This is a genomic window from Mycobacterium sp. NGS54 (assembly GCF_059812465.1).
The window spans coordinates 111,082-123,320 of sequence record NZ_JCALCS010000005.1; the positions used below are offsets into that span (position 1 = coordinate 111,082).

Below are 12,239 nucleotides of genomic sequence, written 5' to 3' on the forward strand. Positions count from 1 at the left end.
GGTACGAGTGACTTTCACCGTTTCGCGCCGTTGGCCAACTGGGTGTAGTGCACTCCGGTGCGAATGGCATCACTGCGTCGGCTGTGTCACGGTAAAACGGCCCCACCGCGACGGAGGAATTTGGCCCCACCCCTGGGTATTCCGCGAGGTTCGGCGCTGTGCCCCGAGACCTTGGCAAGGGATCTGTAGTCGATCGGCTATCGCGGCGCGAGGTCGTTGAGCACTTCACCGGCGATGACGGTGGGAAGGTAGTGTCCCGACGACGCAACAACTTTGAGGGTGCTGTTAGGTAGTGCGGTTGCCAGTCGATGAGCATGTTTCATGGGCAGGAGAACGTCTTGCTCTCCTTGCCACATCGTCACCGGTTGGTGGACCGTGCCCAGGTCAAAACCCCAGGCACCGCCGAAACGTCGGTAATCCTCGGCCGTTCCGCGCGCCCCTCTGGCGGTGGCGTCCCGCAGTGCGGCGATGACCCACTCAACGGGCTGCCCGTTGAGTGCCGCTCGGTCCCTGTTGCCCGCCGTTCGGCGAATCTCCCGTGCGAGGTAGCGGTCAGGTGCCCAACGGCCCAGCCACACCAGCGCCGCGGCAGCGCGGGCCGACCATCGTGCCGCGGGGATGAGCACCTGGTCGGCCCACAACTTCAACTCGAACACCTGCCGGATGGTCTCGAGTGGGGCCATGCCAGCCAGCGTGGCGGCGGCGCGCACTCGGTGCGGCATCGCCGCCGCGCAGGCCAGTGCGTACGGGGCCCCGGCTGACCACCCGGCGACCGCAAAGTCTTTCAGGCCAAGCGAATTGGCGATTTGTTCGACCAGCTGCGGCCAGTGAGCGATCGTGGGCAGGTCGCAGCCGTCGCTGCGTCCGATTCCCGGCCGATCAATCGCGATGACATCGGCGCTGCATTGCTTGCCGGCGGCATCGAAGAACTTGGCGTCCAGCGCTGAACTCAGTCCACCGTGGCACCACACGAGCGGCCACCCACCGACCGACCCAAACCGTTGGACACCCACTCGGTGCCCGTCGACGAGCACCACGGAATCCCACGTCACGCCCTCGCTCCGCCGTTCAAGGTCGTGAAGCCGAGAGTGTCAAGGAACCACCCGATACCACTGGGACGACCATGTTCGGTAAGGAATTGGCGCAGCTCGGCTTGAACGATGGGACTGGCGTGGCAGAAGAATTGTTCGCAGGGTTCGAGCAGTTCGGTGGCGATCTGTTCGGGTGCAACACCGAAATGGACATCGGGATCGGCAGGATCGGGTGCGTCGGCCGCATTGAACTCATCTGCATAGAAGCAATCCTGGACTCGTCCGCGACGTCATATTCCCCTTCGATGACTGCCCACGAGCTGGAGTAGCCCTATAACCGATGGCGCTATCGGCCTAGGTAGAGGTCGACCCATGTGCTGCCATCGCCTGGAATGTCGTTCGGCGAACCTGGCTGACCGCCGGTCGGTATCGGCCGCCCATGCGCTGGGTCCGGGCAGAGATAAGGCGTTCCCTGACCGCACATCCCATTTCTCAGATGCGAGGGATACATCTGCCAGTTGTCGTTATCGTTTTGCAGGCCAATCCAAATGAACACGACGTTATAGAGGAGGTAACCGATGTTGGTCACGGCTGCGACGGCCAGGATCTGCAGGACGACCTTGGTCTTGTTGGATACATTGAGCCGCTCCACGCCCCGCTCGACCACCGAGTGACCGCGGTCGTCGCGGTAGAACCGCAGCACCATCAACGGCGCCCAGCCAAGGGCGCCCCACACGAGCGGTTCGTAAAGAGGGAACTGATGGGTCGTGCCCTTCAACAGCGTCAACCATCCGACGGTGTCTGGATATGCAATGACGTGCAAACTGGTGAGGGCCACCTCGTTGAGATCCATGACTGCCATGAAGGCAATCGACCACGCAACGACACCCAGCTTGCCTGTCTGTGGCCACCGCCTCATCACGAATTTGCGCAGGAACGCGCACCCGATCATGCACAGCGCAGCGCTCCAGATGAATCCGACCCCGATGAGGATGGTGGGCTCGGGCATGAGGTTGCCGCGGGGGGACACCCACCCGGGCATGTCGGTGGTCCACGAGCCGAAGTTCACCATCAACGACGAATACGAGAACTGCGGCACAACGTAATTCAGGATCGGATCCCATTGAATCAGCAACAGATATGCGATGATGAGGATGGCGTCAAACGTCAAGCGCCTTTCGCGAATACACTGACGTCCAACGTAAACCAGGGTGCCGACGACCGTGATCACCGTGAACACCTGGAACGCAATGCAGAATCTAAGGTCCTTACCCAAGCTGGGGTTGTGGTCACCGATCGGTGTCGGCGTGGCGCGCCCGCCCAGGATCCAGCTCGCCGCGACATAGATGGCCAGGGTGACAAACGCCCCACCGACTGTCGCCCAGACAACGATCGGGGAGATGGTGCGAACCCGCGGCGCCCTCTTCATCTTGGCGGCAGCAGACCCTCGCGACGGTTCAACTTCGAGCGTAGCCATACAACGCCTCCTTGCATTATCGCGCATAACCGTCCGAAAGGTAGAATCTACCAAGTACTAGAAATTATCAATAGCCCGGCGAGCGTGACTGCGGTCGGCGCGGCGCCCAGTCTGTCCTTCGTTCTTGTCTCGGGCGAGCCCAAACCCAGTGCACGAGAGCTGGTGCCCAAGGCGAGACGTCGGACGCCTGTCTTGCGAACATGCCAACTGGCTAATTACGGAGAGAGTCTGTCGTAGACCAGAAACAAGTGATCACTGCCGACAGGGCGGCGTGGGCTGACGGCGCCGGCTTGGCGCCTCACGCGGCAACAAAGCAAGCCCGTCGACACCTTTAACCGCATGCGATGATGCCTCGCGACCGGAGATCAGCGATCTGGTTGTCATCGATGCCGATCTCGCGCAAAATTGCGGCCGTGTGCTGACCCGTGGTGCAGCCTCCGCTGGCCTTTGTCAACGACCGGGAGAACCGATAAAGGGGTGCCAGCCGAAGATGTTTGTCGAAGATGGGACTGTCGGCCTCCACAGAATACCCAGCATCGCGGCACGTATCACTTTGTAGGACGGTACCCGAATTGCGTTCGGCGACCTCGACGCATCCGACGTCCTGTGCGGTCAGCTCTCGCTCCCATTCGAGTTTGGTCTTTGCCAGGAAGACCTGTTCCAAGAGGTGCGTCAAGACGTCGTCGTTGTGTGTGCGTGATGCGGGGTCGACGAAACGCTCGTCGGCCAGCAGGTCGACGTAGGACTGCATGGCCTTCGCGAAAGGTTCCCATTCTCGCGCCAGGGGCGCGGCGAGAAACACCCAACCGTCGGCGGCGCGGTACAGCCGGTAGAGGGCCGTGAGGCCGAGGAACTCCGCGTCGGCTGTCGGCACCGCCGGCTGGTCGGGATAGCTGATGTTCGACCAGATCAGCGCGTTCTGAACCGTGCCCAGCATGGTTGTTTCGGTGTGGTGCATATCGATGCCGCGCCGCTTCGCGTAAAGGCACACGAGCAATGCAGAGGCGACACCCAATGCGGCGATACCGTCGGCCTGCACCGCCGAAATTGTTCCGCCGGAGAACAGCGTGGCGGCCGTGCGGTGCAGATCATCTAGGTCGGTCGGCGGGTGCATTGCGTCGCCGCTGTCGAGAACGGCCAGACCCGACGCCGCAGCGATGGATGGAGCGTACGCGGGTCGATGTCCGAATGGCCCGTCGAGTCCGTAGCCGGAGGTGCTCAGGACTACCAAATCGGGGTTTATCGCCTTTAGTGTGGCTTCGTCGATCTTGGCCCGTTCAGCTGCATGCCCGCGGAAGCACTGAACGACGATGTCGCAACGCTTTACCAGCTCGTATACCAGGCTGAGCCCCTCTGGTTTGGTGAAGTCGACCGCGCAGCTTTCCTTGCCTTGCAGCACCTTTGCGCCACCAGCCTCCGGGAAGGGAAGCATGCCTCGGATGTTGTCGCCATCGAGCGGTTCGATCTTGATCACCCGCGCACCGAGGTCAGTAAGCAGCGTGGCGCCGTAGGGCCCGGCGAACATCGAACCGAATTCGAGGATCGTCACCCCATACAGGGGAAGCCCCGCGGCGACGTCGTCAGCAGCAGCGAGGCTGGGCGACTCCCGGCGCAACCCCCACACTGACGCATTGTGCTGCCCGACGCGCGGAGCTGGACGCAACGCCGTGAGTGGCTGGCCATCGGAGTGGATCAACGTCGACGGCTGGCGCACCGGGCCAAGCTCGGGGTCGTCCACAGTCACAGCGCGGCCTTGATGAAGAGTCTGGGGATGATTCAGTGACTCGCTGGGTGTGCGGAAAATCTCGGCACTTAGATTCTCGTTTGCATCGAAAGCCTGCTGCCACTCGGCAAGAGTGCGCTGTCTGACCCGTCCGATCATCAGGTCCCAGAATTCCGTGCGCAGTTCTTGCGTGGGCAGCATGGGAAAGCCCTCCCACTTCGGGTCCGCAAGTTCGGTCAACAGGTCGAGCTCGGTCAGCCACGCATGCATCAACCGGGGCGATACCTGGGCGAACTGCAACCAGCGACCGTCTTTGGTCGGGGCCACCAAGACCGAATACACCAGATGGATCAGCGGGCGGCTCTGTTCGTCGTACACGGCGCCCATTGGTTCGAAGGCGCCCGGGTACCGGTTGAGCACCAATTCGTTGAACCAGTTCCACGTGTCGTTCGCACCCACCCCCGTTACGAGATTGGATTCGACGACTTGACCGCGACCGCTGGAATCCCGCTCGATCAGTGCTGCCAGAATTCCTTGCACGGCGGCGTGCGCCGCTCCCCAAGAGGCATAGGTGGCCGAAACGTAGGCAGGCCCCTTTCGTGGTGTGACGCCACGCTTCTCGTGCATGATTCCGATTTTGGCCAGGACCAACGCTTCCCAGCCCTTGTAGTTCCGCCACGGCCCTTTCGATCCCCACCCGGTAATTGACGCGTGCACAAGTCTGGGGCAGCGCTGCGTCAGCAAATCGGGCGTGAGTCCGAGGCGGCCCCCGTCCGCCGGGCGCGCCGTTGTCACGAGCACGTCGGCGCTCTCTAGCAGCTGCCACAGTCGTCGACGGTCGGCAGGTTCGTGGACATCGAGCGTGACTGAACGTTTGCCGCGTAACAGTGCGGGCCATCCGGGGAGCTGCCGGACGGAGCTGCCGTCGGGCGGTTCCACCAGGATCACCTCGGCGCCGCAATCGGCGAGGAACTGCGAGGCGTATGCGCCCGCCAGGGTGGTGGACAAATCGACAACCAGCAAATCAGCGAGGGGCCGCTCCTGTGCCGGACTTGCTGCTGTCATAAACGCTCCTCAAGGGACAAGACGCATGGTGTGACATGTGTCATGCCAGCGTGGCACCCCAGAAGGTTAATGTCAAAGCATTATTAGTGGGCCTCTCCGGCCCCCCGGGACAGCGCCGTCGGAGGTCATACTGCAGGTCGAACGTCGCAGCCGATGGGCGTACAGCCCGCTCGCTAGTGATGTTTCTTTCACGACGAAATGCTAGCGACCGCAATATATCTCGATCTGCTCTTTGACATGCATCACTTGGACCATGCCTTGAGAGTATCTGGATCTCGCGGCACTGACCGTCTTCTTCGGCGACGTATGCCAGCCAGACTTTAGTCGTCGCGCGGATCCGATAGCAGGCCACGGGTTTCATATGACACCGGCGCGGTCAGCAAGCCGACCCATCCGTCGACATAGTTGTGCAACTGCGCATCGCCGAGGCGGCCGGATCGCGCCGCTTCCGCCAAAACGTTTATCACGCTGATATACAGCTGGAACGTGCGACCGCGGCGGACACGGTGCGGGATGTCCTGAAGCGCCGCTTCGACCAATTCTTCGAGCTTATCTTGCGTCCAGTCGTCGTCAACGTGATCGGGCCACAGGTCGGTCTTTGCGCGGGGATCCTCGGCAAGCCGCGCGAGGAACGGCGCAAACATCTCGCCCGCCTGGATACTGTCCGCCATCGGTCGGACGATTAACCACACCACTGCGCGCGGGTCCGCCTCCTTCCTTTCCGCCCGCATCTGCGCAAGCATCTTCTGCCGCAAAGCCCCGAGTCGGCTCTGACGGTGTGTGATGAGTGCGCGGATCAGCCCGTCGCGCGAGCCGAAGTGATAGCGAATTACCGATGTGTTCGCTTGGCCGGCGGCCTCCTGAATCTCGCGCAACGTCACTGCCTCAATGCCACGCGTGGCAAACAGCCGCTCGGCCACCTCCATCAGCATCACACGCGTCGACTCGCCCGACGCGTTACGACGCCGCGGCACCCTGGGTACGTCCCTATCGAGACTTGCCATCGTTCTCCTCTGCGGCGTCAAAGCGTCTTGCGCCGAACCATCTTTTGTCAGTTATCTCAGCATTCAATAATGTCCTATCATTAAAAGTAGCGTCGTTGGCATAGGTATATGCCCGCCATTAGAAAAGAGAACCCTTGCGGGGAAACGACGAAGACCTGAACCACTCGTGCGAATCCGCTATCCGGACCTGAAGTCAGGCAATGGCTTCCAAGCGGCGGCCGAACACATGTTCGGCACGAACAAGAACGCCGAGGGCGAAGGCGAAAACCCTCCATGTCGACTGTCACGTGGCCCAACGCGGACCACCGACGTCGCCGGACGGATCCCTCCGATGCGCCACGACTCGGCATCGACGTTCACGCACACCGGCGTCTGGAGAGGTCTCCAGTTCGCACGACCACATGACCGATGAGTGACGTGGTTCGCTGGGTTTGCTCGTGCTCGCCGCGGAAATGAACCGCGCGGGGTTCTCGGTCACCATCGGCGTGACATCATTGGTCGGCGCGGCGGCGCGCATTCGACGGCATGCGACCGTCCCTGTCTGCGGCCGCGACGGCGATGAAGAGACGACGCGCCTGTCGAGCCAGGCCATAAAGCTTTCGTCGTTGCCTTCGATCGACTTGAACGTGCCGCGCCGTCTGGCACGGTGTGAGCCGCACCACGGATGCTACGTGTAGCGGCCGAAATAATAGAACTGTTTTGATAATTTCAGGCACGACGCAGTCCGGCGGACCGGATGTGCGAGCACTCAGCGAGGAGCGAATCGCTGTGCGCCGTCAAGACGCATGACTTCACCGTTGACATACCCGTTGGTGAGCAGGAAGACCGCCGCGTCGGCGAACTCAGCAGGAGTCCCGAGCCGTTTGGGGAACGGCACATTAGCGGCAAACTTCGCGATCGCCTCTTCTCCGACCGACTCCATGATCGGCGTCTTCATCGTCCCGGGGGCGATTGTGTTCACCCGAATGCCGACGGAGCTGAGGTCTCGCGCGGCGGCGATCGTCAATCCGATCACACCGGCTTTCGCCGCAGCGTAAGCGCTTTGACCGATCTGACCCTCATAACCGGCGATGGATGCCGTGAGCACCAATGCGCCTCGTTCGCCGTCGGCCTGGGGTTCCGCGGCCGCGATTGAAGCGGCGACCAGCCGAGCGACGTTGTAAGTCCCGTTGAGATAGAGATCGATGGTCTTGGCGAAGGCGGCGAAATCAGCCGGGCTGTTGTCGCGTTGCACGATGCGTTGGGCGACGCCGAATCCTCCGTGGGCCACGACGGCATACCGCAGCTGGCCCAGTTGGTGGGCCTGTTCGATGGCTTCCCCGATCGAGTCTTCGCTCGTCACATCGGTAGTAACGAAGCTCGCGCGGCTGCCCAACTCGTCGGCGAGCGCCTTGCCCTTGTCGACGGCCAGGTCGGCGATCACTACACCGAGGCCTTCGGCGTGCAATCGCCGCACCGCGGCCTCACCGAGGCCGCCCGCGCCGCCGCTGACGATCGCGGACGCACCGTTGAATTTCTCGACTGTCACTAGTTCTCCTTTTAGTTGACTGCGCGGTCATAAATTGCCGATCACTAGGTCCCACGGATTGGCAGCAGTAAGGGCCATCCGGCCGAGCCGACGCTCATGCTCTGCGCGCGCGGTGTTACGGGCAACGGATGTTCAGCGGTGACGCCGATCGCGGCGCCATCGGCTGCGGCACGCACCGCAATCTCGCGCCCGATGCGACGGGTGGCACCGGTCACCACCAGCACGCGGTCCTTCAGAGTGCGAGAACCTGAACTGTGCACGGTCTTGGGCTCCTCTCGCCCGCTGGTACGGACGCACCGGCTCTTAAATGCTATAACTATATATCTTATTTGATCTACGATCGCGACGGTCCCGTCGCCCAGGAGCAAGGAACCATGAGCAACGTCATCTCGATCGGCACTTATGCCCCGACATGGTGCAAGGGCGACCGGCGCGTTAAGGGATTCGACGAGGACGCGCTCACCATGGCCGTGGCGGCCGACCGGGCCACCGACGCTAATGCTGTTGCCCGTCGCGTGGTCCTGGTCTCCCGCGACTTTCCTCTCATCGAAGGCGGCACCGGCGCTGTCCATGTTCGGCCGCCTCATCGAGGATCAGGTGGCGCGCACGTTTCAGATTCACGAGGCCCGCACCGTCTTCCTCAGGGTGATCAACTTCGCGAAGCCCCTGGTCTGCGCGGTCAACGGGCCGACGGTGGAGCTGCGCTGTCCGATCGCTCTGTTGTCCGACCTGCTGGTGATGCGGGAGAACAGCTACTTGGCCGACCCGCACGTCGCGGTTGGGCTCACTGCCGGGGACGACGGCGCAGCCATGCTGCCCTTGCTGATCGGCATGATGAAAGCCAAGGAGTGTGTGTCGCTTGGCAATCGGATCACGGCGCCGTTCGCGGAGAAGCTGAATCTGGTCACAAGGTCGTGCTCGGAGACACGGTGCTCGAGGAGGCGCTGGCACTCGGCGAGCGGTTCGCCGCACTGCCGCCGCAGGCTCTGCGGTCGTCGAAGGTGGCGCTGAATATGCACCTTGCCCAGGCTGCTCAAGGTGTCCTGGAGTACGCGCTCGCCGATCAATTGACGTCGTTCTCGACAGCCGAGTTCAAGGAACGAGTGCCGCATTCCTTGCTCGATCCAAGAAGTGGCCGCTAGTGGTCCGTCGGCGATGTGATCTGGCCGAGGGCGTCGAGTGACACGACGCCGGCTAGAACCGCGGCAGCGGCGTGAAGAGCTGCTCGACGCGGCAGCCGCATTGTTCGCGGAAATGCCGTATGAAGACGTCTTAATCGAGGACATCGCCGCGCGCGCGGGTGTGTCCAGGGCGTTGATGTACCACCATTTTCCGAGCAAGCGAGACTTGTACGTGGCAATATTAAAGCGCGCTAGCGACCGGTTCCTGGCACGCGTGAGCCCTGATCCGCTACTGCCGCTGGCAGAGCAGCTTGCCACCGGACTCGAGGCCCACATCCAGTCGTTTCTCGATCATCCCTTTGAAGCCATCGCGATCAACCGCGGCGTATTGTCGTATGACCCGGCAATTCAGGCGATCATCTCCGAGGAGCTCACCGTTGTGGGCCAACGCCTGATCGATCAACTCGTCGCGCAGGGACAGGCGCGCAGTGCCACCGAAATCGCTGTGGAGGGCTGGTTGGCGTTTGTTCGGTCAGCCAGTGTGAAATGGGTTCAGTCGCAGAGTATCTCGCGGGCTGAGCTTACCGACATGTGTTTGCGCGCATTCGCCTGCGTTCTTGGGCGCCCCAACACGGCGCATGTCCGACCGAAGGCATTCACTAGCACGCGCCTGCGCCGCAGAGCGATCGCAAGCGTCGCCAAGCTCACCACGGCGATCACCGCTGGGAGTGAGCATCGGAACGGCGACGCGTCGCTATTGGTGTGGAAGGCCACTGCCGACGACATCATTGCCAAAGTCCAACGCAGCCGCAATACGCTCCGCCAGGTCAAGGGGCCGACGGACCGCTAGCGGTAGGCGGTGACGCGCCCCGTCACCGCGGGCCTGCCGTCGTCTCCGACCGCACGTGCGTCGGCGACGGCAGTGCCGCGTCCGATGCCCACCGGACCCGCTACGCCACAAGACCGATTCTGCCGTCGATGACGCCAACGGCATTGTTGAGGAACGGGTCTACGTTCTGGCACAGGACTCGCAAAACGTCGGCAGGCGGCATGGGATCCACGGCCATCAGTTCTGCGAGAGAGGCATTTGACTCGGTCGCTCGCTCGCTTCTCTAGGGGTCAGTTCGATGCTAATTCGGTGGACACCGTCCACTCGGTGTCGCGATGCCGGAAGCGGTTGGACAGTCCGCTGACCGCATCGATGAGCACGCCCAGAGGGCCGACGGTCGGCAGGTTAGTGAAAGGATTGCCCATGTCCGCGAGCGGCATCCGCATCTCCACGACGGCGGACTTTCGATGAGCGATCAATACCTCGATCCCGAACCGCCGTAGGAGATGGATCGGCGTCTCGATGTCGTGGCCGGCTTCCCGGCTGACATCTGTCATTCGAGAAGGTCGACGACGGTGGACAATTCGGAACCCGACAGCACGAATTCCTCCGCCTTCTGCAGGTGCTTTTTCCACAGCTCGCCGGCCTTCTCGGCCTCGCCCGCCTTGATCAGGTCCAGCACCATGCGGTGTGTCTTCGCGGACCGGCGGACCGCCTGCTCTGCGCGAGCACCTTCGGTGGGCTGCAGCGAGCGATTCGCCTTCTCGACGATGTGGTGCAGCATATCGCTGACGATCTGCAAGGTCCTGTTGCCCGACAGCCGTGCGATAGCGGCGTGGAAGTCCGTCAGTTGGACCACGGCGTCGCTGCCCGGTTTCAACTGCTCCTCGGCTTCGACGATCTTCTCCAACTCCGCGATCACTTTTGCGTTGCGCTCTTTGGCCAGCTGCACGACCATCGGCGTCTCGAGAGCAATTCGCGCGTCGTAGACGTCTTTGAGCGTCACGCCCTCGTACTCGAGAATCACCCCGGCATAACGGGCAAGCGTCTCGCGTCGCGGTCGGGTGACACGGGCGCCGCCACGCACGCCACGCTGCACGACGATGAGTGACTCCGATTCGAGAACGCGGAATGCCTCGCGCAGCGTCGGCCGCGACACGCCGAACCGCTCCATGAGTTCTGACTCCGGAGGGAGCATCGTCCCTTCGGCGATCTCGCCGCGGATGAACATCCTGCGCAGCACCGTGGCCACGCGATCGGCCATCTTCGGCTCGCGAAGGCTGGTGACCTCCATATCGACCCTCCACCGTAGTCGTAATCAACTAACTGTTTGAAGGTTAGCCGAACGGCCCTGCTCAAACCGCTAATGCGCCCACTCAGTGAGCAAACTCATCGTCAAAAGCCCATCGCCCGACCCATCAGGTCTTTCATGATCTCGGTGGTGCCCGCATAAAGCCGCTGCACCCGCGAGTCGCGCCACCGCCGCGCCACCTCGTATTCGTTGATGTAGCCGTAGCCGCCGTGAAGCTGCCGGCACCGGTTCGGTGATCTCCCACTGCTCCTCGGAGGTCCACCATTTCAGGCCCGCCGCGGCGGCGTCGGAGAGGTGCCCTCGTTGATCGCAGCATGCACTGGTCGAGATACGTCCAGCGTCGGCGAGTGGGGCGTTCGTATCGGCGATTGCGAAGACGGTGGTCCAAGAAGGCACGGAACTGCGATTGCAGAGCCGCAATGTCGTCGGTCGGCCTCGTGAACCATCGATGCGTCAGCTGGCGTCGAGGTACGTGCCGTATTCGTCAAGGATCGATTCGATCTCGTGAGAAGGATGATCCCCGGATGGAGTCAACCTGGATCTTGTCAAATTCAAAAGGGTTTGTTTATTCCGCAAAAATATAGCGACCGGTTCGACGCTTGAGCAAGGCGACTGCGCAGTAACGCCAGGTGGCACGCGGAGGAAATGGACCCGAAGCTGCAAGGGGTGGCGGTGTGATTCGTTGCGGTCGTTTCCATTCTGGTGATGACGGCCGCGGCTCGGGACGACGATGGGCGCGTTGCCAACGGTGGCCCCGTCTCGGTGACGACGGTTATGTGGGCCCACTTCTCTCACGTGCAAACGTCCTGGCGTAATGGCGAGCTGCATTATCGACCGCCCGCAGGCGCGCGCTGCCGTGGCTGCCGCGATGTACTTGGGGATCCGGTACGCGATCAGTCGAGTCACTGTGGATCAACGCCACATCGACGTTCTGTCCGGTGGCCGTCTGATTGGAAAGCCGGCCGCGACAGTGCGCATTCCGACCGGAACAAGATGGCAGGCCGAGATAGCTTGCGGGATAACGAATCTTGCATGCCACGGGGCGTCGGCTGCGGGAGCGGTGTCTGCCGTCGTCGCTGTGCGGTGTTGGGTTTGCGGGCCCTGCGGATCACCTTGGGGACGAGATTATCCGCGTCAAGGTCGAACGCG

General features: G+C 62.3%; 11 protein-coding genes and 2 pseudogenes. 5 read left to right on the forward strand and 8 right to left on the reverse strand.

The genetic code is table 11. The annotated features are described in order from the left end of the window. Nucleotides 1–197 precede the first annotated feature (197 nt). On the reverse strand, nt 198–1,052 hold the full coding sequence (locus tag AC5Y5E_RS16395; protein ID WP_426646463.1) for an alpha/beta fold hydrolase: 855 nt from the start codon (nt 1,050–1,052) through the stop codon (nt 198–200). A 71-nt stretch (nt 1,053–1,123) separates the two neighbouring features. On the opposite strand from AC5Y5E_RS16395, the gene AC5Y5E_RS16400 reads away from it, so the two are divergent. Continuing rightward, on the forward strand, nt 1,124–1,360 hold the full coding sequence (locus tag AC5Y5E_RS16400; RefSeq protein ID WP_426626864.1) for a hypothetical protein: 237 nt from the start codon (nt 1,124–1,126) through the stop codon (nt 1,358–1,360). Nucleotides 1,361–1,377: 17 nt separating this feature from the next. On the opposite strand, the gene AC5Y5E_RS16405 is transcribed toward AC5Y5E_RS16400, so the two are convergent. From AC5Y5E_RS16405 to AC5Y5E_RS16415, 3 genes are all read right to left on the reverse strand, one after another. After that, nucleotides 1,378–2,508, reverse strand: coding sequence for a spirocyclase AveC family protein (locus AC5Y5E_RS16405; RefSeq protein ID WP_158086202.1), 1,131 nt, complete (start codon nt 2,506–2,508; stop codon nt 1,378–1,380). A 331-nt stretch (nt 2,509–2,839) separates the two neighbouring features. Further along, complete coding sequence (locus tag AC5Y5E_RS16410) at nt 2,840–5,296, reverse strand: CaiB/BaiF CoA transferase family protein (RefSeq protein WP_083169613.1); 2,457 nt, start codon at nt 5,294–5,296, stop codon at nt 2,840–2,842. A 320-nt stretch (nt 5,297–5,616) separates the two neighbouring features. Continuing rightward, the gene (locus tag AC5Y5E_RS16415; protein ID WP_083169611.1) at nt 5,617–6,300 is read right to left on the reverse strand and encodes a TetR/AcrR family transcriptional regulator; all 684 of its coding nucleotides are present in this window, start codon (nt 6,298–6,300) and stop codon (nt 5,617–5,619) included. A gap of 431 nt (nt 6,301–6,731) precedes the next feature. On the opposite strand from AC5Y5E_RS16415, the gene AC5Y5E_RS16420 reads away from it, so the two are divergent. Beyond that, nucleotides 6,732–6,977: a hypothetical protein gene (locus AC5Y5E_RS16420; protein WP_499903998.1), complete on the forward strand. Its 246-nt coding sequence runs from the start codon at nt 6,732–6,734 to the stop codon at nt 6,975–6,977. Between the two features lie 71 nt (nt 6,978–7,048). Here the strand turns inward: AC5Y5E_RS16420 and AC5Y5E_RS16425 are convergent, their stop codons facing one another. After that, entirely contained in the window at nt 7,049–7,828 is a 780-nt protein-coding gene (locus tag AC5Y5E_RS16425) for an SDR family oxidoreductase (RefSeq protein ID WP_083169607.1), read from the reverse strand. A gap of 374 nt (nt 7,829–8,202) precedes the next feature. Between AC5Y5E_RS16425 and AC5Y5E_RS16430 the strand changes: the two are divergent. From AC5Y5E_RS16430 to AC5Y5E_RS16440, 3 genes and pseudogenes are all read left to right on the forward strand, one after another. Then, nucleotides 8,203–8,397: pseudogene (locus tag AC5Y5E_RS16430) on the forward strand (hypothetical protein); the annotation flags it as partial. Nucleotide 8,398: 1 nt separating this feature from the next. Continuing rightward, nucleotides 8,399–8,839 (forward strand): enoyl-CoA hydratase/isomerase family protein, encoded by a 441-nt coding sequence (locus AC5Y5E_RS16435; RefSeq protein ID WP_232078541.1) that lies wholly within the window; start codon nt 8,399–8,401, stop codon nt 8,837–8,839. A 168-nt stretch (nt 8,840–9,007) separates the two neighbouring features. Next, complete coding sequence (locus tag AC5Y5E_RS16440) at nt 9,008–9,799, forward strand: TetR/AcrR family transcriptional regulator (protein WP_426626866.1); 792 nt, start codon at nt 9,008–9,010, stop codon at nt 9,797–9,799. A gap of 269 nt (nt 9,800–10,068) precedes the next feature. Here AC5Y5E_RS16440 and AC5Y5E_RS16445 read toward each other — a convergent pair whose 3' ends face one another. The 3 genes and pseudogenes from AC5Y5E_RS16445 to AC5Y5E_RS16455 form a co-directional block, all read right to left on the reverse strand. Beyond that, nucleotides 10,069–10,335, reverse strand: a complete 267-nt coding sequence (locus tag AC5Y5E_RS16445; protein ID WP_083169603.1) for a hypothetical protein — start codon at nt 10,333–10,335, stop codon at nt 10,069–10,071. Continuing rightward, nucleotides 10,332–11,072 (reverse strand): FadR/GntR family transcriptional regulator, encoded by a 741-nt coding sequence (locus AC5Y5E_RS16450; RefSeq protein WP_426626867.1) that lies wholly within the window; start codon nt 11,070–11,072, stop codon nt 10,332–10,334. The genes AC5Y5E_RS16445 and AC5Y5E_RS16450 overlap by 4 nt, the downstream gene beginning before the upstream one ends. A 101-nt stretch (nt 11,073–11,173) precedes the next feature. Next, nucleotides 11,174–11,424: pseudogene (locus tag AC5Y5E_RS16455) on the reverse strand (acyl-CoA dehydrogenase family protein); the annotation flags it as partial. Nucleotides 11,425–12,239: the final 815 nt, after the last annotated feature.

Coding starts and splice junctions, on each gene's coding strand:
- AC5Y5E_RS16400 (WP_426626864.1), top strand. CDS start 1,124: ATGTTCGGTAAGGAATTGGCGCAGCTCGGCTTGAACGATGGGACTGGC.
- AC5Y5E_RS16405 (WP_158086202.1), bottom strand. CDS start 2,508: ATGGCTACGCTCGAAGTTGAACCGTCGCGAGGGTCTGCTGCCGCCAAG.
- AC5Y5E_RS16410 (WP_083169613.1), bottom strand. CDS start 5,296: ATGACAGCAGCAAGTCCGGCACAGGAGCGGCCCCTCGCTGATTTGCTG.
- AC5Y5E_RS16415 (WP_083169611.1), bottom strand. CDS start 6,300: ATGGCAAGTCTCGATAGGGACGTACCCAGGGTGCCGCGGCGTCGTAAC.
- AC5Y5E_RS16435 (WP_232078541.1), top strand. CDS start 8,399: ATGTTCGGCCGCCTCATCGAGGATCAGGTGGCGCGCACGTTTCAGATT.
- AC5Y5E_RS16445 (WP_083169603.1), bottom strand. CDS start 10,335: ATGACAGATGTCAGCCGGGAAGCCGGCCACGACATCGAGACGCCGATC.
- AC5Y5E_RS16450 (WP_426626867.1), bottom strand. CDS start 11,072: ATGGAGGTCACCAGCCTTCGCGAGCCGAAGATGGCCGATCGCGTGGCC.